Here is a 24,979-nt window from a genome sequence, read left to right on the forward strand (position 1 = left end):
ACCTTGAACGACCTGACCCACGTGAACCGGCAGGGGCGCGCCCGCATGGTGGACGTCTCTGCCAAGGACGCCACCCTGCGCCGCGCCCGCGCCGCGGGCAAGGTGCTCATGGCGCCGTCGACCCTGGAGCTCGTGCGCACCGGCGGTACCAAGAAAGGCGACGTGCTCGCCGTGGCCCAGGTGGCCGGCATCCAGGCCGCCAAGCACTGCTGGGAGCTCGTGCCCATGTGCCACCAGGTGGCGCTCACGGGAGTGGACATCTCCTTTTCGCTCGAGGAGGACGGCGTCGCCGTCGAGGTGGTGTGCACCTGCCGGGGCGAGACCGGCGTGGAGATGGAGGCGCTCTGCGCGGCGTCCGTGGCGGGGCTCACCATCTACGACATGTGCAAGGCGCACCAGCGAGACATGGTCATAGCAGACGTTCGCCTCCTCGAGAAGGACGGCGGGAAGAGCGGGCACTTCGTGAGGGAGGACGGACGATGAGCGACGTCAGGGGCACCGTGGCGGCCACGAGCATCAGCACCGAGAAGGGCACGCGCAAGCGCCCCCAGGAGTCCATCGGGCTCGTCGTGGGCTCCGGCGTGGAGGGCGACGCCCACGCGGGCGCCTGGCACCGCCAGGTGAGCCTGCTTCCCGACGAGTCCGTGGACCGCATGCGCGGCCGCGGGTTCGAGCTGTCCGCCGGCGACTTCGCCGAGAACATCCTCACCCGGGGCATCGCCCTCTACGAGCTGCCCGTGGGCACCCTGCTCGAGGTGGGCGACGCCGTCCTGGCCGTCACCCAGATCGGCAAGACCTGCCACAACGACTGCGAGATCCGTCGCACCGTGGGCATGTGCGTCATGCCCACCGACGGCATCTTCGCCGTCGTGGTGCGCCCCGGCACCGTGCGCCCGGGCGACGCCGTCTCCGTCATCCAGATCTAAGGGGTAGAGCCATGAAGAAGATCCCGACCGAGGAGGCCGTCGGCCACGTCCTCGTGCACGATATGACCCAGATCGTCCCCGAGGGGCCGGAGCGCTACAAGGGCCCCCGGTTCCGCAAGGGCCACGTGGTGGCCGAGGAGGACGTCCCCGTCCTGCTCTCCATGGGCAAGCGGTTCCTCTACGTCTGGGAGATGGAGCCGGGCATGCTCCACGAGAACGACGCCGCCGAGCGCCTGGCCGCCCTCTGCATGGGCCCCGGCGTCTCCCGCGACGGCGACCCCAGCGAGGGCAAGATCGGCCTCTCCGCCGCCCGCGACGGCGTGCTGCTCGTGAACTCCGCGCGCCTCATGGCCGTGAACTCCGTGCCCGACGTCATGGTGGCCACCCGCCGCGGCGGCTTCGCCGTGTCGGAGGGCGACGCCGTGGCCGGCACCCGCGTGATCCCGCTCGCCGTGGCCTCCTCGGTGCTCGACGAGGCCGAGGCGGCCGCCGCGGGCGAGTCCCTCCTCGAGGTGCTCCCCTTCACGCTCCGGACAGCCGCCGTCGTGGCCACCGGCTCCGAGGTGGCCTCCGGGCTCATCGAGGACCGCTTCACGCCCGTGGTGGAGGGCAAGCTCGCGGCGTTCGGCATCGAGACCGTCTCGGTGTCGACGCCCGGCGACGACATGGACGACGTCATGGCCGCCATCCTCGACGCCAAGGCCTCCGGCGTGGACATCGTGGTGTGCACCGGTGGCATGTCGGTGGACCCCGACGACAACACCCCGGGCGCCATCCGCCGCAGCGGGGCCGAGGTCGTCACCTACGGCGCCCCGGTGCTCCCGGGCGCCATGATGTGCCTGGCGTACTTCGACGACGGCACCCCCGTGGTGGGACTCCCCGGCTGCGTCATGTACGCCGACTCCACGATCTTCGACCTCGTGCTGCCGCGCATCGCGGCCCGCGTGCCCCTGACCCGTGAGGACTTCGTGTCCATGGGGGAGGGCGGCCTCTGCCTGCGCTGCAAGCCGTGCACCTATCCCCACTGTCCCTTCGGCCGCTGACCCCCGCCTGTCCCGCCACCCGGACACTTCTGTCCCAATGGTCGGGCACTTCTGTCCCACCTCGCGACCTGCGACCCGCGACACCGCCCGCCCCCGACGCCCCGAGAGGAACGCCATGCCCCACGCCTGCCCCGACGCACCGTTCACCGCCGCCGTCCTCACCGTGTCGGACCGCGGCTCCCGCGGCGAGCGCCCCGACGGCAGCGGCCCCGCGGTCGCCGACCTCCTCGCCGAGAACGGCTTCTCCGTGGTGGACCGCGCCATCGTCCCCGACGGCGTGGAGCCGGTGGCGGCCGCGCTCCGCGGCTACGTGGCGCGCGACGTCGCCCTCGTGGTGACCACCGGCGGCACGGGCTTCTCGCCCCGCGACCTCACGCCCGAGGCCACGCTCCAGGTGGCGGAGCGCCTGTGCCCCGGCATCCCCGAGGCCATGCGCGCGGTGTCCCTGGCCAAGACGCCCCACGGCTGCCTTTCGCGCGAGGTGAGCGGCATCTGCGGCCGCACCCTCATCGTCAACGTGCCGGGCAGCCCGCGGGCGGCCGTGGAGAACCTCTCCGCCGTGGTGGGCGCCGTCTCCCACGGGCTCGCCATGCTCCGCGGCGGCACGGCCGACTGCGCGGCGGGGGCCTAGCATGCGCATCCTCAACGTGTCGGCACAGAAGCCCGACTCCACCGGCAGCGGCACGTACCTCTCGGCCCTCGTGCGCAGCGAGCTTGCCGCCGGCCACGAGGCCGCGGTGGTCTGCGGCATCGACGACGGCGACCCCCTGGACGCCGTTCCCGCCGGCGCCGCGGTCTACCCCGTGCGCTTCTGCACCGGGGAGCTCCCGTTCCACGTGTGCGGCATGAGCGACGTGATGCCCTACCCGGCCACGCGCTACCGCGACCTCACGCCGGCGATGGAGGAGGCCTTCGTGCGTGCGTTCTCCCGGACGGTGCGCCGGGCCGTGGCGGGGCTCCGCCCCGACGTCGTGGTCTGCCACCACCTCTACCTCGCCACCTCCGTCGTGCGAGAGGTCGTGGACGGCATCCCCGTGGTGGCCGTGAGCCACTCCACGGACCTTCGGCAGCTCCGTCAGCACGGCCTCGGGCGCGACAGGATCGTCCCCGCCGTCCGCGCCCTCGACGGCGTCTGCGCCCTCCACGACGCGCAGGTCGAGGAGATCGCCGACGTCTTCTCCATCGACCCCGGAGCCGTCACGGTGGTGGGCGTGGGCTACGACCCGCAGGTCTTCCATCCCGACCCGGCCGTCCCCCGCGACCCCGGCTCCCTCCTCTTTGTGGGGAAGGTCTGCCGGGCCAAGGGCGTGCCGTCCCTGCTAGCCGCCGTCTCGTGCCTGGAGCGCGAGGGCCGGGGGCCGTCGCGGCTGCGCCTGGCCGGCGGGTGGGGGAGCGCCCAGGCGGAGTGCGACGCCATCCGCGCGACCGCGGAGGGGCTCTCCACCCCCGTGGAGTTCCTCGGGCGCCTGGACCCGGCGAGTCTCGCGGCGGAGTACCGCGCGGCCGACACCTTCGTGCTGCCGTCGTTCTTCGAGGGCCTGCCCCTCGTGGCCGTGGAGGCCCTGGCCTGCGGCTGCAAGGCGGTGCTCACGGACCTGCCGGGCGTGCGCCCCTGGCTCGCGGCCGGCCTGCCCGACGCCCCCGTGCGCTGGGTGGCGCCGCCCACGGTCACCGACGTCGACAAGCCCCGCCCCGACGAGCTCCCCGCCTTCGAGGCGCGGCTGGCCGGGCAGCTCGCGGCGTCCCTCGCGGACCCGGAGCCGTCGCTCGACGCCACGGCCCTCTCCTGGGACGCGGTGCTCGACCGGGTGCTCGCCGCCTCCGGCGCGGCGATGTGACACCGGTGCCTGACCCACCTGTCACGCGCCCTTTTCGATAATTCATGGCCCTGGGGCGCCGGCCCCCGCCCCGCCCTCCGCACCCGGGCCCCGGCTGCACCGGGTCCGGCTCGGGTACACTTCCACCTAGCAACCGATCGAGGGGGAGGTCCCTATGGGTAGGTCCGGCGGCGGCGCGTCTGGTGGCGGGGGAGGCGGCTTCTCCGGCGGTGGCCGGGCGTCCGGCGGGTTCTCCGGGGGGTCGCGCTCCGGCGGGCGCAGCTCCTCGGGCGGCGGCCGCCCGCCCATGGGCTTCGGCCCGATGGGTCCGTTGGGTCCGATGGGCCCCATGGGGCCGCGGCGCTACCGCGGCGGGTCATCCGGCAGCTTCTGGGGAGGCATGCTCGGCGGCATGATCGGCAGCTCCCTGGGCGGGTCCGGTCGCCGCACGACGGCGCGGCAGGCCCCCGCCCCCGCGGCACCGCAGGGCCAGGGAGGCGCCCCGGGCGCCCCCGTATCCCCCGCCGGCCAAGCCGGCGCCCCGGCGTCGTCGGGCGGTTGCGGCTGCGGGACCGTCTTCATCGCCGTCTGCGCTGTGCTCCTCGTCCTCGCCCTCGCCACGTCGTTCGGCTGCACGCCGTCGTCGTGCTCGGGCCCGTCGGGCGCGTACCCCCAGGCGTCGTCCACTCACGAGCGCACAGCGCTGCCCCAGGGCACGGCTGAGGTCACGCCCCTCTACACCGACCGGGACGGCGACTGGGTCCACAACACGTCCCAGCTCGAGGGCGGCATGGAGGAGTTCTGGCGCCTTACCGGCGTGCGTCCCTACCTCGTGATCCTGCCCAACGGCACCACCGCGTCCACGGGCCGGCTGACGGAGATGGCCGAGCAGGTCTACGACGAGAGCTTCTCCGACGAGGGCCACTTCGTCCTCGTGTTCTGCGACAACGGCTCCGGCGGCTACAACTGCGGCTACTCCGTGGGTTCGGCCGCCCGCTCCGTCATGGACGACGAGGCCTGCCGCATTCTCGCCAAGGAGCTCGACCGCGCCTACGGCGACCGCTCGCTTTCCGAGGAGCAGATCTTCTCCCAGGCCTTCGAGCGCACGGCGGTCCAGATCATGGCCGACCCCGCCGAGGGCCGGCGCTCCGGGCTCATGCTCGCCGGCGGCCTCGGTGTGTGCATCGTGGGCGCGGGCGGGTACATGCTCTGGCGGCGGCGCCGTGCCCGCCAAAAGGAGCGCGACCGGCACCTCGACGAGATGCTCAACAAGCCCCTTGAGACCTTTGGCGACCAGGACCTCGCCGACCTCGAGAAGAAGTACGCGGACAAGGCGTCGGGTTCCGACGACGAGACGACCCGCTAGGCGGGTCGGGAAAGGGGGCGCCATGGGCATCCTCGACCGTTTCACCTCCATCATCAAGGCCAACGTGAACGACCTGCTCGACAAGGCGGAGGACCCCGCCAAGATGGTCGACCAGTACCTCCGCGACCTCACCGAGAGCCTCGCCGAGGTCAAGGGGGCCACCGCCGGCGTCATGGCCGAGGAGGCCCGCTGCAAGCGGCTGGTCGACGCCAACCAGGCCGACATCGACAAGTACGACGGCCTCGCCCGCCGCGCCCTCGCCGCCGGCGAGGAGGGCGACGCCCGCACGTTCCTGGCCAAGAAGCAGGAGCTCGTGGCCAAGAACGCCGGCCTCATCGCCGCCTACGACGCCGCCCACGAGAACGCACAGAAGATGCGCCAGATGCACGACAAGCTCGTGAACGACATCAACACCCTCAAGGGCCGCCGCGACGTCATCAAGGCCAAGGCCGCCGTCGCCAAGACCCAGGACAAGGTGGGCCGCATGACCGGCGGCGCCGACCGCGCCGAGGGCGCCATGGCCGCCTTCGAGCGCATGGAGGCCAAGGCCGATGAGATGCTCGACCGCTCCAACGCCATGGAGGAGCTCAACGCCGAGCCCGAGGACTCCGTCGCCTCCCTGGAGGCCAAGTACGCCGCTGCCGGCGCGTCCGCCGCGGTGGACGACGAGCTCGCGGCTATGAAGAAGGAGATGGGCCTCGACTAGGACGGGGTCCGGGAGAGACGCGGAGGGGGCCCGGCGGCCGGCCGTCGGGCCCCCTCCCATGGAGAAGGGAAGACACACGATGAAGGCCCTGGATGCCGAGACGGTCATGGCGAGCCCCGACACGAGCGACGTGCTGCGCCGCTTCCTGCGCTACGTGCAGGTGGACTCGCCCAGCGACCCCGACCACGAGGAGCGGGTACCGAGCGATCCGTCGGAGCACGCCATGGCGGCCCTGCTCGCCGACGAGCTCCGCGCCCTTGGCGCCGACGACGTGACCGTGGACGACCACGCCTACGTGACCGCCAGGGTGCCGGCGTCGCCGGGCGCCGCGGACCGTCAGACCCTCGGGTTCGTCGCGCACATCGACACGGCCCACGACGCCCCCAACCGCGGCGTGCGCCCGCAGGTGGTGACCTACGAGGGCGGCGACCTCGTCATCTCCGACAACGTGTCCGTGACCCCCGCGGCCGTGCCCGACCTGCCGTCCCTGGCGGGGCAGGCCGTGGTCACGAGCGACGGCACCACGCTCCTCTCGGCGGACGACAAGGCCGGGGTGGCCGAGGTCATGGCCCTCGTGGCCCGGCTCCTCGCCGACCCGTCCCTGCCGCACCCGCCCCTCGCGGTGGCCTTCGTCCCCGACGAGGAGATCGGCCACGGCGCGGCCTTGCTCGACCTCGATGCCTTCGGCGCGGCCTATGCCTACACCGTGGACGGCGAGGCCCTGGGCGAGCTCAACTACGAGTGCTTCTCGGCCGCCTCGGTGGAGGCCGTCTTCACCGGCGAGGGTGTGCACCCCGGCGACGCCAAGGACCGCATGGTCAACGCCATCCGCCTGTTCGAGGAGTTCGACGCGATGCTGCCGGCCGCCGGGCGCCCCGAGCACACCGCCGGCTACGAGGGCTACTTCCACTGCCACGGGGTGTCGGGCACCGTGGACGAGTGCCGCGCCTCCTACCTCGTGCGCGACTTCGACGCCGCCTCCTTCGAGGGACGACTCGACCTCATGGCCGCGGCCGCCGCGTATGTCGGGAGGCTGCACGGGGAGGGCCGCGTGCGCCTCACGGTCAGGCGGGAGTACCGCAACATGGCCGAGCGTCTGGACGGGGCCGAGTTCCTCGTGGACCGCGCCAAGGCGGCCATGGAGGCCTGCGACGTGACCCCGGTCTGCGTGCCCGCGCGCGGCGGCACCGACGGCGCCCAGCTCACGTTCCGTGGCCTGCCATGCCCCAACCTCGCCACCGGCGGCCGCCTGGCCCACTCCGTGCGCGAGTTCGTGCCGGTGCCCGCCCTCGAGGCCACCGTGGACATCCTCCAGGCCCTCGTGGCGTCGTTCGCCTGACCCCAGCGCCGTCCCGGGACAGGGGAGGCCCCGCACCCCGGCCGGGGTGCGGGGCCCCCTGCGTCTCCGCTTCGGGGCCTTCCTATGCGGCGCTCTCCGAGGCGCCCCCCGCCGTGAAGGGCGCCATGAGGGCGTCGGAGATGTCGGCCGTGGTGCCGCTGCTCTGGATGGTCGAGCCGTCGGTGGTGAACTCGTAGGTGGCCGTGGAGTCGATGGTGCCGTCGTCGCCGTCGACGCAGGCGAACGACACCTGCGACGTCCCCTGGCTCCGGCTTTGGAGGACGAAGGTCTCCACGCCGCCGCCGTCCGGGTCGTCGACGTTCTCGGGGGCGTAGCGCGTGTCCACCGTGACGAAGGAGCCCTCCGGCTTCACCGAGCACACCCAGGTGTAACCGGCCGCCCGGTTGGCGGGCAGCTGCACCGTGATCGTGGGGTAGCTGGACTTGGAGAAGACCGCGAGGCCGCAGAGCGCGCCGGCGACGGCGACCGTGCCCACGACCGCCAAGGCCCGTCTCCCTTTTCCCATGGTGCCCCCTCCCGTCTCTGCCTTGCCCCATGGTGTGGCATCGCCGGTCCCGATGAGACACGGTCGGGACGGTTCCACAATGCCCCCGTCGTTTGACCACAGGACGGCCACGTACCTTGGATGCCGTTCCTGCGCACCCCGCACCTTGTTGCCCATGGCGCGCAGGTCCCGCCATAATCGGGGAATGAGTCCGAGAGGGGGACGGCCCCGGGCGACGCGGCCCGGGGCGCACCGGTGGGAGGTTCTATGGGCGTCATCGCTTTTTCGGCCCTCGTGGGCCTGGCGGTCGCGGTCGCCGTGGTGGGTGTCGTGCTGTTCTTCGTGGGCGGCTGCCGGGCGCTCGGCCGCATGGGGGAGAGGCCCTGGCTCTTCCTCGTGCCGCTCTACGGCCCCTACCTCCTGTTCCGCTCCGCGCGCTGCGTGCTCCTCTTTGGCGTCGCCCTCGCCGGGGTCGCCGCCGTGGGCGCCTTCTGGGCCATGCCCACGGGCTTCCTCCAGCAGTTCTGGGTGGTGCCCGCCGCCGTCGTGTGGGTCTGCTACGCCTGGTGCGTGGCTGCGGTGGCGGAGTGCTTCCATGCCGGCGTGGGCTGGCAGGTTGCCTCGTTCGTCCTGGCTCCCTACGTCCTCACGCTCGTGGGCGCGGGCACCGGGCCCTTCGACCATGGCTGCGTGCCCGTGGTGACGGCGCCCTTCCGCGCCCTTGAGGGCCGTCTCTGGGAGCACGGCGGCGACGCGGGGCTCAGGCCCAGCGACTCCGTGCCGCCCGTGGAGGTGCTCGGGCGCCACGGGATACCCGCAGATTCCGCGGCTTCGCCTGCGGCGGCGAAAAAACCGGCCCGACATCGGGCATAGGCCCCAGGAAACCCCAGACGCCCCGATCGGGCGGGAAGGAGAGGGCCGTGGCATCCGAGGACCGTCCCTACCGAGGCACCGAGTTCGACCCCTGCGACCAGGGGCTCCCCACCGTCGAGGGGTCTCCCGACGAGGAGGCCGCGGTCCCCGACGAGGCCGCCCTCGCGGCGCGTGAGGCCGAGGAGGTCCTCTCGGCGGGCGGGCGCGGGGAGACCGCGCGCCGCTTCTAGACGGCGCGTCCCGCCCCCGGGGGCCCGTGGGGGCGCCTGGGGGCGGGACGTCGCGGGTGCCGTTGGGCACCCGGCGGCACCTTGCCGGCCGCTATCCCAGCCAGGGGGCGAACAACACCGGGACGAACGCCGCCGGCAGCATGTCGGCCACCTTTATGCGGGTGACCCCGAGCATGTTGAGGCCCACGGCCAGGAGCAGCAGCGAGCCCGTGACCGTCATGGCCGAGATGACGGCGTCGGTGAGCACGGGGGAGAGCAGGCTCGCGCCCGCGCTGAGCAGCGCCTCGTAGGCAAAGGCGCAGATTCCCGAGAAGGGCACGCCCACCCCCATGGACGCGGCCATGACGGCCACCACCACCATGTCGATGGCACCCTTGGCAAACAGCGTCGAGTGGTCGCCCGAGAGACCGCTTTGGAGCGACCCCACGACGGCCATGGAGCCCACGCAGATGAACAGCGTGGCCGCGACGAACCCCTCCGAGAAGCGGCCCATGGCCGCCGAGCCCCGGAAGCGGTGGGCCAGGGCGTCCTGCACCCGGTCCCCCAGGCGCCTGAGGGCGCCCTCGATGTCCAGCGCCCGACCCAGGAGGCTGCCGAGCACCACGGAGGCCACCACCGCGAGCACCGGGGTGGAGCCGGTCATGCCGCCCGCGGCCACGAGGATGACGCAGAGCCCCAGGCCCTCCATGAGGAAGTCGCCCAGCCCCTGGGACACGCGGCGCCGCAGGGCGAGCCCCGCCACGCCGCCGGCCACGGTGAGCGCTCCGTTGACCAAGGCGCCGAGTATAACCAAGGAAACCGCCCCTCCCCGTGCCCCGGGCATGGTCGGATGGGGCGGGTAGACTACAATGGCTGCTGAAAAAGCACCTTCCATTCTAGGAAATCGGGCACGCCCTGTGCGCCCGGCGGAAAGGCTCCCATGGCAGACAACGGGGACAAGGACGTTTTCCAGTCGCTGGGGTCGATGGTCCAGGACGCCATCGACAGCCGCGAGTTCGCCGAGCTCCGCACCATGGTGGAGCGCACCGCCGCGGCGGCGGGGGAGGGCGTGCGCAAGGCCCAGGAGGCCGTGGCGACCTCCATGACCGAGGCTCGTCGCAAGGAGGAGGAGCGCGTCGCCCGGGAGCGCGTGGCGGCCCGTTACGGCTCCGCGGCCGGCCTCCGCGTCACGGGCGCCGTCGCCGCGTTCCTCGGCGCCATGTTCGCCATCACGTTCGTCCTGGGGATCCTCGGCGCCCTGGCGCTCCGTCTGATGGACATGGGGCTGGTGGCCATCCTCGCCGTGTTCCTGTTCCTGTCCGTGGGCCTCCTGCGCGGGGGCGTCGACCGGCTCTCCCTCGCCCGGCGGTTCGACGCCTACCGCCGCGTCATCGGCAGTCGCGAGGCCTGCACCGTCGCGGAGCTCTGCCACCAGGTGGGCCGCAAGGCCGATGCCGTCCGGGCCGACGCCCGGCGACTCATCGTCAAGGGCCTCCTCCGCGAGGGGCGCCTGTCGTCCTCGGGTCGCACCCTCGCGGTCACCGAGACCGCCTTCGCCGCGGTGGAGGAGCAGGAGCGCGCTGCCGCCGAGGCCCGCCGCGCCAGCCGGGCGCAGCGGGTGGAGGCCAAGGTGGAGCCCGTGGGGCCCGCCCCGGCGGCCGATGCCGGGGACGCGCCGTTCTCCGTGGACGACGCCCCCGAGGAGGTGCGCCCCCTGTTGCGGCGCGGCGCCGCCTACCTGTCGGAGCTCGACGAGGCCAACGCGGCCATCGACGACGACGCCGTGTCGGCCAAGGTGGACCGCATCCAGTGCGTGGCCACCAACATCCTCGCCTACGCGTCCGAGCACCCCGAGGTGGCCGACGACCTCGAGCGCTTCATGAACTACTACCTGCCCATCACCGTCAAGCTCCTCAAGGCCTACGACGACCTCGAGGAGCAGCCGGTGCAGGGCGTCAACATCTCCACGTCGCGCAAGGAGATCGAGGGCACGCTCGACACCCTCGCGGTGGCCTACGAGCGCCTCCTCGACACCATCTTCCGCGACATGACCTGGGACGTCTCGGCCGACATCTCCGTGCTCAACGATGTCCTCGCCCAGGAAGGTCTCATCGATCGCGGCGGCCCGGCCGCCAAGGACTAGGAGGTACCCATGGACGACCAGCTCGACGCCCTCGCGGGCGAGCCCGTACCCACCCTCACCCTCAGCCCCGACCTCGGCGACGAGCCCCTCGTGGCCGTGGAGGAGGAAGAGGCCGCGGTCCCCGTGGCCTCCCTCGACGAGGAACTCCTCTCCGACGACGAGCGCCGCCAGGTGGACGCCTTCGCCAAGCAGATCGACCTCGCCGACTCCGCGCTCGTGCTCTCCTACGGCGCCGGCGCCCAGAAGAAGATGGCCGACTTCTCCCAGAGCGCCCTCGAGAAGGTGCGCACCCAGGACCTCGGCGAGGTGGGCGAGCTCATCACCGACGTCGTGGGCGAGCTCCGCAGCCTCGAGGTGGGGGAGGAGCGCGGGTTCCTCGGCATCTTCAAGCGCGGGGCCAGCCGCGTGGAGGCCCTCACGGCCAAGTACGACAAGGCCGAGAACAACGTCAACAAGATCGTGGGGCACCTCAAGGACCAGCAGCTCACCCTCATGAAGGACGCCAAGATTCTCGACAAGCTCTACGACCTCAACCTCACGTACTTCAAAGAGCTCACCATGTACATCCTGGCGGGCCGAAAGAAGCTGGAGGAGGTGCGCTCCGGCCAGCTCGCCGAGCTCGCCGCGAAGGCCCGCGCCACGGGCCGCACCGAGGACGCCGAGGCGGTGCAGAAGCTCACGGCCGCCTGCGACCGCTTCGAGAAGAAGCTCTCCGACCTCGACCTCACCCGCACCATCGCCATGCAGACGGCGCCCCAGATCCGGTTCGTCCAGAACAACGAGATGCTCATGGTGGAGAAGATCCAGACCACCGTCGTCAACACCATCCCGCTGTGGAAGAGCCAGATGGTGCTGGCCCTGGGCATTGCCAACGCCGACGCCGCCGTGAGGGCGCAGACCACGGTCACCGACATGACCAACGACCTGCTCAAGAAGAACGCCGAGATGCTCAAGACGTCCACCACCCAGATCGCCCGCGAGAACGAGCGCGGCATCGTGGACATCGAGACCCTCAAGGTCACCAACGAGAGCCTCATCCAGACCTTCGACGAGGTCATGCAGATCCAGCAGGAGGGCCGCGCCAAGCGCGCCGAGGCCGAGGCCGAGCTCCGCGCCATGGAGGCCGAGCTCCGCAAGAAGCTGCTGGAGGTCCGCGGCTAGGGCCGTCGGTGCCGGCCGACGGCGTCCGATTGCGTGCCCTTTGCGCGCCTGAAAGCGCTGGAGAGTACCGACGAACGAAAGGGGACGGCCGTCTTGTTGGCGACCGTCCCCTTTATCGTACGCATACCGTTCCTGCGGTCCTGGCCCTACAGCTCTCCCGCGAGAATCCTATGCAGCATCGTGGCGACTCCGTCTGCAAAGACCGGCGGGGCAATGACGTCTGCCAGCTCCTTCACGGACGCCACGCCGTTGTCCATGACCACGGCCACGTCGGCGGCCTCGAGCATGGTGACGTCGTTCTCGGAGTCGCCGAAGCCGTAGACCGTGCCGTGGGTGCCCAGGGCTGCCAGGACGTCGGCCATGCCGCTCGCCTTGGAGATCTCGGGAACCGTGAGCTCGAAACCGCCCACCCCCAGGTCGCTGATGCGGAACCGCTCCGCCAGCTCGGCCCGGCGCGGCGCGAGGCGGCCGTTCTCCTCGGCCATCCAGAAGGCCTTGACGAGGGAGAGGTCCTCGATGGCGGCCAGGGTTTTCTCGACGCTCCGGGTCACGGGCACCGACAGGTCGATGGCGGGGTGCTCGCCGGCAGGCATGAACACCATGGACCCCCGGGTTCCCTCAAGCAGTGCCGCCACGGAGCACTCGTTGAAGATCTCGATGACCCGGGCCATGAGGGCCGCATCGACGCTGTGGCAGAACAGCTCTTTTTCCTCCATCTCGCCCAGGGCGCCCGCCAGGGCCACGTAGCCGGAGAAGGGGACACGCTCCATCAGGAGGGCCAGGCCCGAGGGCGGCCGGCCCGAGCAGAGGAAGGCAAAGTTGCCTGCGTCCACAAACTCCTTTACGGCCTCGCGCACGGCAGGGGTGGGAAGAAAAACGCGCTCCTGCTCCTCAACGGTGGCCCCGGGCGCCTGCGCCTTGGCGTAGGACTCGGGGTCCGAGTCGATGAGGGTGCCGTCGATGTCAAAGAAGGCGACGAGCGGGGTGTGAAGGTGGGCCATGGCATCCTTTCCTGCAGTGTCCAACCGCCCCATTTTAGCGAGCGAGGCTGTGACGGGGACCGGTGGCCCTAGTCTTAATCTTGCCTGAATATATCGAGATACGATAATGTAAGAGGCGTCTCCTTTTGGCTGATGGGAGGTTTGTCATGCTGTCCATTGACGGTGCGTCACGCATTCCCTGCCTTCCCGACGAGATTCGTTGGATGTTTGAGGAGTGGGTGCTCAAGCACTTTCCCGAGATTCCCGACGACCCGGACGGCACCTGCCTTGCGCGTGGGCTGTTTGTCATGGGGGATCTGGAGTCGGTGTCCCGAGGCCTTGGGCACGACTGGCGCGAGGTGCTGGACGGCCGCTTCCTCAACGCCTTCTCGCTCTCCGCCCTCGACGAGCACGTGGAGGGCGTGGAGGTCGAAGGCATGGACTCCCACGGCGTCTACGACGACGGTGGACTCATCAGCTGGGGCCCGAGTGCCGGTACCGGCCGCCTCCTCGGCAAGCGCTTCTTCCGCCAGGCCTGACCCCCTGTTGCCTCGGCCGGACATTTCTGCCTCCCGCATCCGCCCGGCGGCGGCCGCCTGCCGCCGGGCCCCTCCCTTTGTTACCATCGGCTCACGGAGATGAAAACACGGCCCCGTCGGGTAGTCGGGGCGCGGCCCACGCCGCCAGTAACCTGCCTCCTTGGTTGTCCCTTCTCCAACGCGTCGCCACCACATAAAGGAGGATCGCCATGGGGATGACCGGCACGTCGTCCACCCTCACCGTCTATTTCGACGGCCAGTTCTGGGTGGGCCTGATGGAGCATGTCGACGGCAGTCACTACGGGTGCGTGCGGCAGGTCTTCGGGGCGGAGCCGTCCGCCGAGGAGCTGCACCGGTTCGTGCTGGCGCGGTGGTCGTCCATCCGCTTTCCCATGGGGGAGGGCCGCCCGCAGGACCCGCTGCCCACAAACCCCAAGCGCCGTCAGCGCGAGGTCGCCCGCACCCTCGGTGACCGGGGCCCATCCACCAAGGCCCAGGAGGCCCTGGCGCGCCAGCGGGAGGCGTGTGCGCGGGAGCGCAAGGGCCGCGAACGCGACCGCAAGGCCGTGGATGCCGAGGCCCGCTACGAGCTTCGCAAGGAGCGCCGGAAGCGCCGCCACCGCGGCCGCTGACGCCGGGCCCGGTCCGGGCACCTCTGCCGCCCGCCCCCGCCCAGTGTCCGGCGCCTGCCTAACCCCGGGCCAGCGAGCCGGCCACGGCCTGGCCGACGAGGACGCCTGCCGCGCACAGCCCCACCGAGGCCGCCGCGTAGAGGCAGGCGAGCCCCGTGCGACCCTGCTGCCAGAGCGTCACGGTCTCCAGCGAGAACGTGGAGAAGGTCGTGAACCCACCGCAGAGACCGGTCTTGAGGAGGAGGGTGGCATGGGGGGAGAGCCGCGCGGGCGCGAGCCCGGCGACGATGCCGATGAGCACGGCTCCTACAAAGTTTGTAATCAGCGTCATTGTGGGCCAGGCCCCGGGCACCGGCACGCAGGAAAGCAGGTAGCGGGCCACAGACCCCACGGCCCCGCCCGCAGCAACACACAGCACGTCGATCATCGCGGCCCCCGTCTTCCGCTGGCCCTCAGTGCCTTGCAGCATCCGGGGGCTCCTCCATCTCGGCCCGGTACCATGCTATCGCCACCTGGGTGCGGTCCCGCATGGCCAGCTTCGCGAGAATCCGGGAAACGGCCCGTTTGGCGCTGGCCGTCTGGATCGTCAGGCGCTCCGCCACCTCGGCGTTGGAGAGCCCGTCGGCGATGAGGGAGCAGATGAGCAGCTCGTGGTCGGTGAGTCGCCGAAACGCCCGCCGCAGGCGCTCTTTCTCGGAGTCCGGCGTTACCCTGGGGATGCCGCGCTCGATGACTGCTCGGGTGATCCGTGGCGTGAGGACCGCGTCCCCGTCGGCGACGGCCCGGACGGCCCTCACGAGGTCACGCGAGGTCACGTCCTTGAGCAGGAAGCCCGACGCTCCCGCCTCGAGGCCGCCGAAGGCATAGTCGTCCTCGTCGTAGGTGGTGAGGATCAAGACGCGCACGTCGGGGTGCCGCGAGCAGATAAGGGCGCAGGCGTCGATCCCGTCCATGGTCGGCATGCGCACGTCCATGAGCACGACGTCGGGGAGCGGCCGGCCGGCGGCAGAGGCGCGCTCCAAGGCGTCCACTGCCTGCCTGCCGTTGTCGGCCTGACCCCATACCGCACAGGTCGGGTCGCGCCGCATCATGAGGGAGAAGCCGAGCCTCGTCTCGGGCTGGTCGTCCACGAGCAGCACGCTTATCGTCTCAGCCATCGGCCCCTCCTTTCCCTGGGCGCCCTTCTAAAGGCACGGTCGCGAGGACCTCCCATCCTCCGTCAGGACCGGGGCCGCACGAGAAGGATCCGCCGCAGCCTGTCACGGCATCTTCCAGATGTCGAAGACCTGTGCCCCGCTTTTTTCTGCCCTGCGCCGCGGCCCCGTCGTTGCGCACCGCGACGGCGCAGGTGCCGTTTTCGCCGTGATCCAAAGAGACCGTGATGCGGCGGAGGTCGTCGCTGTGGCGCAGCGCGTTGGTGAGGGCCTCGCGCACCACTGTGAACACGGTGTCCGCTTGACGCCTTGCTCCCTCCGTGCGCACTCCGGTCTCAATGAGGGCGACGGCGACCCCTGCGGCGCGGGCGTTGTCGAGCACGGAGGAGATGTCGTCCCAGTCCCTGAGCGCGGGCTCGCCAACGGCGACAGGCGAAGGGGCGCGTTGCTTCGACCCGTGAAGCGCCGAGAGCCGCCGCACCGCTTTGCGGGTGTCGTTGAGGCCCTCCCGGGCAAGGCGGTCGATGGCGGTGACGGCCTCGTCGAGGGTCTCGTCGCCCGTGCCGCCCGAAAGGCCCTCGGCCAAGGCGATGATGGCCGTGAGGTCGTGGCCCACCGAGTCATGAAGCTCCGCCGCGATGCGGCTGCGCTCCTTTGCCTCGTCCCGCTCGGCGGCCATGCGGTCGCGTTCTTCTGTGAGCCTCTCTGCCATGGTGTGCTCGGCCACGACCTCCCGCTGTGCTTGGCTCCGTGCGAGCGCCGTCCTCAGGCCAAGCGCCGCGGCCGCTACGAGGGCCATGGCCATGGTGTGGGCAAGGACGAGCCGCTCGTCCCCCATGAAGGCGACGGGGAGGCAGAAGGCCGCCGCGGCAGCCGCAATCCCTATGGCGGCGGTTGTCGCAGTGCCCTGGGACGCCAGGTAGAAGACCATAACGAGCGCGGGCACCCCGGTGCAGGCCCCGGCGTCAACGGGAGACGCCACTGCCATAAGGAGGCTGGCGGCGAGAATCGACGCCAAGGGGAAGGCCTTTCTCAGGGCAACGCAGACAAGCATGCCGGTGGCGCACGCGTTGAGAATCCAGAGGTTGGAAACGTCTGCGCCCAAGGGAAGCAGGAACGCGAACCGGGTGAGCGCGACCGCATCCCAGAGCGCACAGCCCACCGGCACGGCCACAGACGTCCAGGGGGACTGGAACCAGCGATTGGCGATGCCGTCAAGCACGCCGCCCATGGAGACCCCTTTCGTTTGCATCGCCCTATGGTCCCACAAGGCCGTTCTGCGGGCTGTCGGCTCAGAGCGTCGCAACGATGTCGTGCCGACCGAGCCAGGTCGAGGCCGCTGCCGTCGCTGCCGTTATGTAGAGGACCGAGGCGACCACGACTTGCAGGATCGTGCCGCTCGAGAGGTCGACGAGGTTGTTGGAGTTCATGCCGGACTGCATGAGGGAGTACGGCCAAATCCAGCCGAAGCCGCCCATCGTGGCCACGAGGCCGCACACGCCGCCCCCGAGCGCGATGGCCACGGGGGTCGCGAAGCTTCTTATCAGCATGGATATGAAAAGCTGCACGGCGACGATGACGATGGAGCCAAGGAGCCCAAGGCCGAGGTAGGTTGTCACCTGGGCCGTGGGAAATGGCCCAGGCACCCCCAGAAGCACGCCGGAAAACCCGTAGAAGACGAGGATGGACGCGAACGCGGTGGCTGCCATGAGCGACCCTGCGCAGAGCTTGCCCAGCACAAGGTCGAGCGTTGAGACGGGCTGGACCATGAACTCGTTCCAGTTTGACCCCTGATGTTCTTGGCGCCAGAGGAGCGAGCAGCCTGCGCCGAGCAGGGCCGGCAGGAAGAAGTAGCAGACAAAGAGCGTCTGCTGGGTCCACAGATTCTCCCATCCGGGCGTGATGACCTCGAGGTTCGCCGTGTAGTTTGCGCTGCCGATGAGGGCGGAAAGACCCGGTAGCGCCACAAAGGCAACCCAGACAGGGGAGCGGCGGAGTTTCACAAGCTCCGCTTGGATGGAGGCGACGAGCATTTTAGAGCTCCTTTCTTGAAGAGACGCGCAAGGAGAGCAAAAAGGCGGCGGCAGTGATCACGGCAACCAACAAGAACCGCCACAGGGGCCAAGGCACCGAGCCCCAGATGATGGAGCCGGACGCCGCGTCATAGGTCATGCTCACCGTTGACAGGAGCCCAAAATAGGCGCTGGGGACGAACATGCTGACGGCAGGGGGCAGGTAAAGGGAGAACAGGCCGAGAAACGACAGCACGATGCCTGTGGCCACGGGGAGGAACTGGTTGTTCGCAAAGAAGCAGATGGCCTCGACCACCGTGGAGACGAAGAGGCAGACCCCGAGCGTCGACGCCCAGAGGACCGCCGCCTCTCCCAAGGGGACGGGGTCGAACCCGAGCATGACGCCGAGGGCCGTCGTGGCCGCTACCTCGCCTGTCACCGTTGCCGCGAGCAGGATGGCGCAGGTGAGCCATTTGGCACAGAAGAGGCTGTCGGCGCGTTCTATGGTGAGGAGCTCTTTCCACTTGTTCGTCCGGTTCTCGATGTCGCAGACCGTGGAGGCGACCACCGTGGAGAGAAGGGGTAGGATCACGGCGTTTATCTGGGGGAGGCTGTAGAGAACGGTCCGGTAGTCGTCCGAGCGCACGACCTGTTTCGCCCCCTGGCTTCCAAACCACAAGAGCACAAAGGCAACCATGGCGATGCAGACGGCTACGAGGTGGCGGTGCCGCAGCTTGCTGAACTCAAGGGCAACCTGGGATCCCATGCGAAGGCCCCGGCTGTTGGAAGCCATCAGAGCACCTCCTTCAAAGAGGTGAGCCTCAAGAAGATGTCCTCGAGCGTTTCCTCGTGCCCCTCCATGCGCACGATGCCTACGCCTCGGCCTGCAAGGCCCAGCGAGACCCGTGCCGCCTCGCGGTCGTCAACCGCCTTGATCCTCAGGTAAGAGCGGTCGTTCGGGTCTGTTTCCGCACCGGGCAGGAGCTGCGCGGCCAAACGGTTGTCTGTGGTCCTCAGCGCGATCCATCGGCGCCCCATGGCGTGGAGGTCTTCGAGCGCGCCCTGCCAGACCATGTGCCCGCGGTTGATGATGCCCACGTGGTCGGCCATTTGGTCGATTTCCGAGAGCAGGTGCGACGACACGACGACCGTCATGCCAAAGCGGTGGGGAAGCGACTTCACGAGGGCGCGGATCTCGTGGATGCCAGAGGGGTCGAGCCCGTTAGTGGGTTCGTCCAACAGGAGCAGGGGCGGTTTTCCCATGAGCGCCGCGGCGATGCCGAGGCGCTGGCGCATGCCGAGGGAGAAGTTGCCGGCCGCCTTTTTGTGCACTGCGGGGCCGTCAAGCCCCACGATGGCGAGTACCTCGTCTATCTCTGATTTGGGCAGGCCTCTCAGTCGCCGCACGATCTCAAGGTTCTCCCGTGCGGTGAGTCTGGGGTAGCAGCTGGGGCTCTCGATGAGCGAGCCCACGCCCCGGAGCACTTCGAGGCGGTTTTCCGGGAGAAGGGGGCAGCCAAGAACCGTGGCCGCCCCCTCGCTCGGGTGGACAAGGCCGAGGAGCATCTTCATGGTGGTGGACTTGCCTGCCCCATTGGGGCCGAGAAAGCCGTAGACCGCGTGCTCTGGCACGGCGAGGTCGACGTGGTCCACCACGCAGGTGTCGCCATAGCGCTTGGTGAGGCCCTCAGTGGATACAGCCAAGGCTGTGCCTGCGCTGTTGCCGAGTTCGGGTTTCATGGCTGCCATCGGCTTCTCCTTCCTCTCACAGGATCGATACGGCGCAATTGTCGATTGGCCTGTCGAGAGAGGAGGGGTCGTTTGGACGGTTGTCATCCGAGGATGACGGCTCGCCGAGCGGGTCTGCAGGCGAGGGCGATCGGGGCAACAAAAAACGGGCGGCCGATAAAATCGACCGCCCGTGAACGTGTGGTCGCGGGGGCAGGATTTGAACCTACGACCTTCGGGTTATGAGCCCGACGAGCTACCAGACTGCTCCACCCCGCAATAATTGGTGCGCCTCAGCGCAAAAAGGAACATTACACCGCTCGGGCGTGCCTGTCAATCGCCGAAGGTCGTTCACTTCTCCTCCATATCTCATCTCCGACTGAAAGCACCAGGAGCTCGCCGAGAGCTCGCCAAAAAGCGAATAGGGGCACCCTCAATCGTTTTCAGGCGCGGTGACAAACCAACCCGGTACCTTGTCTGCCCACTCTGAACCCGTCTCTCACCCCGTGTTCTGGAGGCCGGCGGCCACGCCGCTCACGGTGCAGAGGATGAGGTAGGTGAGCTCGGCGCGCTCCTCGTCGCCCATCTCGTCGCCCTCCTTCGAGCGCAGGCGGTCGAGGGCCCGCACCTGGGCCAGCGAGAGCACGTTCACAAAGGGGCGGCGCATGCGCACGAGCGGGCCGAGGACGCGGCGCTTCTCCAGGGGCCACTCGTTGCCGGTTATAGCCAGGACCCAACGGGTGGTGAGGGCCATCTCGTCGAGCACGGTCTCGGCCAGGTCGTCTCGGTCGCCCAGGGCGAGGTACATGCGGGCCAGGCGCTCGTCGGTCTTTGCGAGCGACATCTCGATGTTGTCGATGAACGTGGTGAAGAGCGGCCAGCGGCGGTAGGCCTCCTGGAGCAGCTCGAGGTCGCCCACGGTCTCGCAGGCCGTGCCGAGGCCGTACCAGGCTGCCAGGTTGAGGCGCGCCTGGGACCACGAGAAGATCCAAGGGATGGCGCGGAGGTCGTCGAGCGACTTGGCGCCCAGGCCGCGCTTGGCCGGACGGCTGCCGATGGGCAGGAGGCCGATCTCGGCCAGCGGCGTCACCTGGGAGAACCACTCCACGAAGCCGTCCGTGCCGAGGAGCTCGGCGTACTTGGCCGTGGAGGCGTCCTCGAGGGTCTGGGCGAGGTCGGCGAACTCGATGCCCGCCTCGCCGTTCACCTGCTGCGTCGAGGTGCTGGCGTGTACGAGGGTGGCGCCGGCCACGCCCTCGATGTGGCGCCGGGCCAGGGTGGGGTTGCCGTAGCGGGCGAAGATGACCTCGCCCTGCTCCGTGAGCTTGAAGCAGCAGTTGACCGACCCCTTGGGCTGGGACAGCACCGCGCGGTTGGCAGGGCCGCCGCCGCGGCCCACGGCGCCGCCGCGGCCGTGCATGAGCACGAGGTCGATGGCGTTGCGCTCGGCCCAGCGGGCGATGGCCTCCTGGGCGGTGTTGAGCACGAAGGTCGCGGCGGTGGGGCCGGCGTCCTTGGAGGAGTCGGAGTAGCCGAGCATGACCTCCATCCGGCGCCCGGTCTGCTCAAGGCGGCGCTGGACATCCGGGAGCTCGACGATCTGATCGAGGGTGTCCACGGCACGCTCGAGGTCCTCCACCTGCTCGAAGAGCGGGATGACGTCCAGCTGCGGCACGTCCTTGGAATGGGCGAAGGCCAGCCGCGCCAGCTCGTAGACGTTGGCCACGTCCTCGGCGCTCTGGGTGAACGAGATGATGTAGCGGCGGGCGGCGTCGACGCCGTTCTTGCGCTGGATGGACCCGATGGCGCGGAACGTGTCGAGCACCTCCTGGGTCATGGGCTCGAGCTCGCCGCGCTCGCCCCAGCGGCCGTGCTCGCGGATGTCCTCGAGGGCGCGGCGGTGCACGAGGGAGTGCTGGCGGAACTCCATCTCCACGAGGGAGAAGCCGAAGGTCTCCGCCTGCCAGACGAGCTTCTGCAGGGGGCCGTAGGCCTCGCGGCGGGCGCCGGCCTCCTCGAGGGAGCGCTGCACCACGCGGAGGTCGTCGAGGAACTCGTCCACGGACCGGTACATGATGTCGGCCGTGCGGGTGGCCGTGGCCAGGAGCCGCTCGCTCATCACGAGCATGACGGCACGGTGCGTCTCGCGGGTGGACATGCCCGCGGCCTTGGAGGTGAGCACCTCGCTCATCTCCACCTGGTGGTTCCACAAGTTGGCGAGCTCGCGGGAGGGCTTGGTGTAGGTGCTGTCCAGGGTGAGGTTGCGGCCCACCTCGGCGCAGCGCGCGGCCAGCGTCTTGACGGCGTGGAGGCGGTACTTCTCGGCCACGAGGCGGCTCACCTTGGCGGTGACGTTGGGGTTGCCGTCGCGGTCCGAGCCGATCCAGCTGCCCGGGTGGAAGAACGCCGGGCACATCGGGGGCACGGCGCCGGCCTTGGGGCCCAGCTCCCAGTCGTCGAACCGGCGGTAGACCTCGGGGACCGCGTCGAGGAGGGTGCTGTCGAAGATGTCGATGACGGTGTCGGCCTCCTCGACGGGCGTGGGCTTGCGGTGGGAGATGGGGGAGGTGCGCACCATGGCGCTGATCTCCTGCTTCATCTGCCGCTCGTTCTCGAAGAGGTTGATGCCGTGGAGGCGGCCGCGCTCGTCGAGGAGCGCGGAGAGCCTCCGGATCTTGCCCTCGATGGCCTTGCGCCGGGCCTCCGTGGGGTGCGCCGTGAACACGGGGCGGAACTCCAGGCGGTCGAGGATGCCCTGCGCCTTCACGCGCCCGCGCTCGTCGATCAGGTGGTGGAAGCCCACCGTGAGCTCGTTCACGGGGTCCTCGGCCTCGGTGGTGGCCACGGCGGCCTCGCGGGCGTCGAGGCTGTGGACGCGGTAGTCCTCCTCGCAGATGTTGGCGAGGTGGAAAAAGACGGTGAAGGCGCGCACGAGCATGGTCGCGCGGTCGACGGGCAGCTCGTCGAGGGTGGCCACAGCGTCCTCGAAGGCGTCGTCGGCGGAGTACCGGCCGAGGAGGGGGGAGATCTCCGTGCGGCTCGCCGTGACGGGAAGGTTCACCACCACGGCGTCCACGAGCAGGCGGTCAAAGAGGTTGAGCAGCCCGCCGTCGTACTCGTCGAGCACCTCGCGCACGAGGTGCAGGAAGAACATCATGTTGTGCTTGAGCTCGTCGGGGATGTCGATGAGGTCGAGCGCCCGCTCCGCGGCCACCTGCCGCTCGGGGGTGTCGATCCCGTCGTCCTTCAGCCGCTCCATAGGGTGAGTCTCGGTCTGGGTCACGCCAAACTCCTCGTCCAAAGGGTTCACCTATGCGCCGAAGACTGTACCCCAAGACCGTGTCGCCTCTGTTTCAGGGGGATGGGCCCGCTGTCAGGCTCCATGCAGCTACGGGGCCGTCCCTATAATCGTGGGGTGACCCCAGGCCCCTTCCTATGGAGGAAAACGTTGATAAGGCTCGTCCTCTCCGACCTTGATGCGACCCTGCTCGACACGCCCCGCTCCGGGCTCACCGGCCGCGCGGCGGCCGCCATCCGCGCCGTCATGGCCCACGGCGCGGTCTTCGGCCCCTGCACCGGGCGCTCCCCGGCGCACCTGCCGGGGCTCTTCGGCCCGGGCACGGGCGACCTGTACCGGTCCGGCGTGTTCGACAACGGCATGGTCGCCTACCTCGACGGAGAGCGCGTCCACGCCCGCTTCTACGACCCGGCGGCCCTCGCCGACCTCGCCCTCAGGGTGCGGCGCGAGGGCATCGGCGAGCTCGGGGTGTGCGGGCTCCCGGGCCTGCCCGGGGAGTTCGTCGTCGTGGACGGCCCCTGGCTCGCGAGCCACGGGGAGGGGGCCCTGGCCGGCCTCACCAAGGCCAACATCCACCTGCCCGAGGGGGCGGACCTCGGGGCGGCCGCGGACCACCTCTCCGCCCTGTACCCGGCCTTCGACCTCGTGAGCCCCACCCGCAGCCGGCCTATCCTCGACGTGCTCGCGGCCGGCTGCTCCAAGGCCACCGGCGCCCGGGCCCTCGCCGAGGCGGTGGGCGCCGCCCCCGACGAGGTGCTCGTCTTCGGCGACTCCGACAACGACCTCGAGGTCCTCGGGGCGTTCCCCAACTCCTGCGCGGTGGCCGACGCCAAGCCCGCCGTCCTCGAACGGGCCCGCTGGGTGGTGGGCCCCTGCGGCGAGGACGGGGTCGCCCGCGCCCTGGAGGGGCTCGTCTCCACATCGGGGGCCGTCCCGCGCTAGGCCGGCGCCGGGGCGGGTAGGGTCCCTGGGACGAGAGCCGGCGGCAGGAGGGCCCATGGACGACAGGCATATCGGGGAAGGCCGGGACGGGGGAGCCCCCGCGGCGCGCTGGCGGCGCTGGCTGCCCGTGGCCGCCGTGGTCGCCGTGGCGGCCGTGCTCGCAGTGGCGTTCGGCCTCGACGTCTTCTCGCCGCTCGGGTCCCCGGGCGGCTCCGCGTCGGCCGACGGCGGGTCTGGGTCGGCGGGGGCCTCCGACGGGGCGTCCGGCGGGTCCGTGCCCGATCCGTCCAGGACGCTCACGTCCCTCTCCGCGGGCGGGGTCACGGTGCGGGTCCCCGACAACTGGGCGGAGGTCGACATCGCGGGCGTCAAGGGGGCCTCCCCCACGTCGGACGGCAGCGTCGCCCGCGTGACCGCCGACACCGCCGAGGCGAGTGCCATGGGCCCCGTGCCGTCCGTCTCCTCGGCCGACGACATGGAGGCGCTCGCCCGCACCGTCTCGTCGGCCGAGGGCGGCTCCGCTGACGCCGACGTGGCCGTCGAGCGGGGCGCGGACGGCCTGTGGCGCGCCACGCTCCCTGTGCGGGAGGACGGCATGGAGGGCACGGAGCTCCTGCTGGCCGACGGCGGCAAGGTTCACGTCGTCGAAGGCGCCTGGTCCCCCGACGCCCCCGCCGCCGTCGTCGCCGCCGTCAAGGCCGCCGTGGCGTCCGTCACCGTGGGGCCGTAGCCCGGTTTTGGCTAAGCTGGGACCATGGAGGGTGCCGGCGCCGCGACGGGCGGGCCCGTCGCAGGGGCAAGCACCTGCAGGGCGACCGCCGCACCCGGCCGGGCCGCCCATCGTCTACAAGGAGGGACAATGCCCAGAGAGTTCGTCGAAATCGACCCCAAGGACCTGCAGTTCAACCCGTTCGAGCTGATCGGCGACGACTGGATGCTGGTCACCGCGGGCAACGACTCCGCCTTCAACACCATGACCGCGTCGTGGGGTGGGCTCGGTGTCCTTTGGGACCGCCCCGTCGCCACGTGCTTCATCCGCCCGCAGCGCTACACCAAGGAGTTCGTGGACCGGTCCGACGACTTCACGCTGAGCTTCTTCGGGGAGGAGCGGCGCGACGCCCTCAAGGTCTGCGGCTCCACGAGCGGCCGCGACACCGACAAGGTCCTCGACGCCGGCCTCTTCCCCATGCAGGTGGACGGCTCCATGGCCTTCGAGGAGGCCCAGCTCGTCATCGTCTGCCACAAGCTCTACGCCCAGCAGCTCGACAAGGCCTGCTTCACGGCACCCGAGGTCTACGGCGAAAACTATCCCGACGACGACCTCCACACCCTGTACGTGGGGTCCGTCGAGCACATGTACCTCGCTGCCGACATGTTCGACGACGAGGGCGACGAGGGCTGCGGCTGCGGCCACGACCACGGCCACGGTGACGGCTGCTGCCATGGGCATGGCCACGACCACGGCGAGGGCTGCTGCCACGGGCATGGCCACGACCACGGCGAGGGCTGCTGCCACCACGACCACGAGTAGGGGCGACCCGAAGCGGGAACGGGGGAGGGACCGCGCCCGTCGAGGCGCGGCCCCTCCCTTGTCTTGTACATGGGT

General features: G+C 70.3%; 27 protein-coding genes and 1 tRNA gene. 17 read left to right on the forward strand and 11 right to left on the reverse strand.

Going from position 1 to position 24,979, the window contains the following annotated elements:
• The first annotated feature begins 3 nt into the window (after positions 1–3).
• The 8 genes from moaC (at position 4) to pepT (ending at position 7,197) form a co-directional block, all read left to right on the forward strand.
• Entirely contained in the window at positions 4–483 is a 480-nt protein-coding gene (gene moaC, locus OR600_RS02985; RefSeq protein ID WP_135978648.1) for a cyclic pyranopterin monophosphate synthase MoaC, read from the forward strand.
• On the forward strand, positions 480–926 hold the full coding sequence (locus OR600_RS02990) for an MOSC domain-containing protein (protein ID WP_251173697.1): 447 nt from the start codon (positions 480–482) through the stop codon (positions 924–926). The genes moaC and OR600_RS02990 overlap by 4 nt, the downstream gene beginning before the upstream one ends.
• A gap of 11 nt (positions 927–937) precedes the next feature.
• A complete protein-coding gene (locus tag OR600_RS02995) occupies positions 938–1,969 on the forward strand; it encodes a molybdopterin-binding protein (RefSeq protein ID WP_135978646.1) in 1,032 nt (343 codons plus the stop codon).
• A gap of 115 nt (positions 1,970–2,084) precedes the next feature.
• Entirely contained in the window at positions 2,085–2,600 is a 516-nt protein-coding gene (locus OR600_RS03000; RefSeq protein WP_135978645.1) for a MogA/MoaB family molybdenum cofactor biosynthesis protein, read from the forward strand.
• 1 nt (position 2,601) lies between these two features.
• Complete coding sequence (locus tag OR600_RS03005) at positions 2,602–3,807, forward strand: glycosyltransferase family 4 protein (RefSeq protein WP_135978644.1); 1,206 nt, start codon at positions 2,602–2,604, stop codon at positions 3,805–3,807.
• Between the two features lie 154 nt (positions 3,808–3,961).
• Positions 3,962–5,152: a hypothetical protein gene (locus tag OR600_RS03010; RefSeq protein WP_265590622.1), complete on the forward strand. Its 1,191-nt coding sequence runs from the start codon at positions 3,962–3,964 to the stop codon at positions 5,150–5,152.
• 22 nt (positions 5,153–5,174) lie between these two features.
• Positions 5,175–5,858: a PspA/IM30 family protein gene (locus OR600_RS03015; RefSeq protein ID WP_135978643.1), complete on the forward strand. Its 684-nt coding sequence runs from the start codon at positions 5,175–5,177 to the stop codon at positions 5,856–5,858.
• A 79-nt stretch (positions 5,859–5,937) separates the two neighbouring features.
• Complete coding sequence (gene pepT / locus OR600_RS03020; RefSeq protein ID WP_265590623.1) at positions 5,938–7,197, forward strand: peptidase T; 1,260 nt, start codon at positions 5,938–5,940, stop codon at positions 7,195–7,197.
• A gap of 82 nt (positions 7,198–7,279) precedes the next feature.
• Here pepT and OR600_RS03025 read toward each other — a convergent pair whose 3' ends face one another.
• Positions 7,280–7,723: a protease inhibitor I42 family protein gene (locus OR600_RS03025; protein ID WP_168354106.1), complete on the reverse strand. Its 444-nt coding sequence runs from the start codon at positions 7,721–7,723 to the stop codon at positions 7,280–7,282.
• Positions 7,724–7,969: 246 nt separating this feature from the next.
• On the opposite strand from OR600_RS03025, the gene OR600_RS03030 reads away from it, so the two are divergent.
• Both OR600_RS03030 and OR600_RS03035 read left to right on the forward strand, forming a co-directional pair.
• Positions 7,970–8,575: a hypothetical protein gene (locus tag OR600_RS03030; RefSeq protein ID WP_135978641.1), complete on the forward strand. Its 606-nt coding sequence runs from the start codon at positions 7,970–7,972 to the stop codon at positions 8,573–8,575.
• A gap of 47 nt (positions 8,576–8,622) precedes the next feature.
• Complete coding sequence (locus OR600_RS03035) at positions 8,623–8,805, forward strand: hypothetical protein (RefSeq protein WP_135978640.1); 183 nt, start codon at positions 8,623–8,625, stop codon at positions 8,803–8,805.
• Between the two features lie 91 nt (positions 8,806–8,896).
• Here the strand turns inward: OR600_RS03035 and OR600_RS03040 are convergent, their stop codons facing one another.
• Positions 8,897–9,598, reverse strand: a complete 702-nt coding sequence (locus tag OR600_RS03040) for a DUF554 domain-containing protein (protein WP_265590624.1) — start codon at positions 9,596–9,598, stop codon at positions 8,897–8,899.
• Positions 9,599–9,724: 126 nt separating this feature from the next.
• Between OR600_RS03040 and OR600_RS03045 the strand changes: the two genes are divergently transcribed.
• Positions 9,725–10,927 (forward strand): 5-bromo-4-chloroindolyl phosphate hydrolysis family protein, encoded by a 1,203-nt coding sequence (locus tag OR600_RS03045; protein WP_204406893.1) that lies wholly within the window; start codon positions 9,725–9,727, stop codon positions 10,925–10,927.
• Between the two features lie 9 nt (positions 10,928–10,936).
• The gene (locus OR600_RS03050; RefSeq protein WP_265590625.1) at positions 10,937–12,088 is read left to right on the forward strand and encodes a toxic anion resistance protein; all 1,152 of its coding nucleotides are present in this window, start codon (positions 10,937–10,939) and stop codon (positions 12,086–12,088) included.
• Between the two features lie 146 nt (positions 12,089–12,234).
• On the opposite strand, the gene OR600_RS03055 is transcribed toward OR600_RS03050, so the two are convergent.
• A complete protein-coding gene (locus OR600_RS03055; RefSeq protein WP_251164057.1) occupies positions 12,235–13,089 on the reverse strand; it encodes an HAD family hydrolase in 855 nt (284 codons plus the stop codon).
• Positions 13,090–13,235: 146 nt separating this feature from the next.
• Here OR600_RS03055 and OR600_RS03060 point away from each other — a divergent pair, with 146 nt between their 5' ends.
• Together OR600_RS03060 and OR600_RS03065 are read left to right on the forward strand one after the other, a co-directional pair.
• On the forward strand, positions 13,236–13,607 hold the full coding sequence (locus OR600_RS03060; RefSeq protein ID WP_204406890.1) for a hypothetical protein: 372 nt from the start codon (positions 13,236–13,238) through the stop codon (positions 13,605–13,607).
• Positions 13,608–13,816: 209 nt separating this feature from the next.
• Positions 13,817–14,239 carry a YjdF family protein gene (locus tag OR600_RS03065; RefSeq protein WP_251164058.1) on the forward strand — a complete coding sequence of 141 codons (423 nt, stop codon included), beginning with the start codon at positions 13,817–13,819 and terminating at the stop codon, positions 14,237–14,239.
• A 58-nt stretch (positions 14,240–14,297) separates the two neighbouring features.
• Here the strand turns inward: OR600_RS03065 and crcB are convergent, their stop codons facing one another.
• The 8 genes from crcB to OR600_RS03105 form a co-directional block, all read right to left on the reverse strand.
• The gene (gene crcB / locus OR600_RS03070) at positions 14,298–14,708 is read right to left on the reverse strand and encodes a fluoride efflux transporter CrcB (protein WP_239652453.1); all 411 of its coding nucleotides are present in this window, start codon (positions 14,706–14,708) and stop codon (positions 14,298–14,300) included.
• Positions 14,692–15,396, reverse strand: a complete 705-nt coding sequence (locus OR600_RS03075; protein ID WP_265590626.1) for a response regulator transcription factor — start codon at positions 15,394–15,396, stop codon at positions 14,692–14,694. The genes crcB and OR600_RS03075 overlap by 17 nt, the downstream gene beginning before the upstream one ends.
• Positions 15,389–16,624 carry a sensor histidine kinase gene (locus OR600_RS03080; protein WP_265590627.1) on the reverse strand — a complete coding sequence of 412 codons (1,236 nt, stop codon included), beginning with the start codon at positions 16,622–16,624 and terminating at the stop codon, positions 15,389–15,391. The genes OR600_RS03075 and OR600_RS03080 overlap by 8 nt, the downstream gene beginning before the upstream one ends.
• Positions 16,625–16,685: 61 nt before the next feature.
• Positions 16,686–17,426, reverse strand: coding sequence for an ABC transporter permease (locus tag OR600_RS03085; protein WP_251164060.1), 741 nt, complete (start codon positions 17,424–17,426; stop codon positions 16,686–16,688).
• A 1-nt stretch (position 17,427) separates the two neighbouring features.
• Positions 17,428–18,198: an ABC transporter permease gene (locus OR600_RS03090; RefSeq protein ID WP_251173688.1), complete on the reverse strand. Its 771-nt coding sequence runs from the start codon at positions 18,196–18,198 to the stop codon at positions 17,428–17,430.
• On the reverse strand, positions 18,198–19,154 hold the full coding sequence (locus OR600_RS03095) for an ABC transporter ATP-binding protein (protein WP_204407319.1): 957 nt from the start codon (positions 19,152–19,154) through the stop codon (positions 18,198–18,200). Before OR600_RS03095 ends, OR600_RS03090 begins: the two co-directional genes overlap by 1 nt.
• Positions 19,155–19,335: 181 nt before the next feature.
• Positions 19,336–19,412, reverse strand: a tRNA-Met gene (locus OR600_RS03100).
• Positions 19,413–19,632: 220 nt separating this feature from the next.
• Positions 19,633–22,392, reverse strand: a complete 2,760-nt coding sequence (locus OR600_RS03105; RefSeq protein ID WP_135978720.1) for a phosphoenolpyruvate carboxylase — start codon at positions 22,390–22,392, stop codon at positions 19,633–19,635.
• 189 nt (positions 22,393–22,581) lie between these two features.
• Here OR600_RS03105 and OR600_RS03110 point away from each other — a divergent pair, with 189 nt between their 5' ends.
• The 3 genes from OR600_RS03110 to OR600_RS03120 all read left to right on the forward strand — a co-directional run bounded on the left by OR600_RS03110 (position 22,582) and on the right by OR600_RS03120 (position 24,904).
• The gene (locus tag OR600_RS03110) at positions 22,582–23,373 is read left to right on the forward strand and encodes an HAD family hydrolase (protein ID WP_251164061.1); all 792 of its coding nucleotides are present in this window, start codon (positions 22,582–22,584) and stop codon (positions 23,371–23,373) included.
• 55 nt (positions 23,374–23,428) lie between these two features.
• The gene (locus tag OR600_RS03115) at positions 23,429–24,103 is read left to right on the forward strand and encodes a hypothetical protein (protein WP_135978628.1); all 675 of its coding nucleotides are present in this window, start codon (positions 23,429–23,431) and stop codon (positions 24,101–24,103) included.
• A 129-nt stretch (positions 24,104–24,232) separates the two neighbouring features.
• Positions 24,233–24,904, forward strand: coding sequence for a flavin reductase (locus tag OR600_RS03120; RefSeq protein WP_265590628.1), 672 nt, complete (start codon positions 24,233–24,235; stop codon positions 24,902–24,904).
• Positions 24,905–24,979 lie beyond the last annotated feature (75 nt).

This window comes from Granulimonas faecalis (genome assembly GCF_022834715.1).
Lineage (GTDB): Bacteria > Actinomycetota > Coriobacteriia > Coriobacteriales > Atopobiaceae > Granulimonas > Granulimonas faecalis.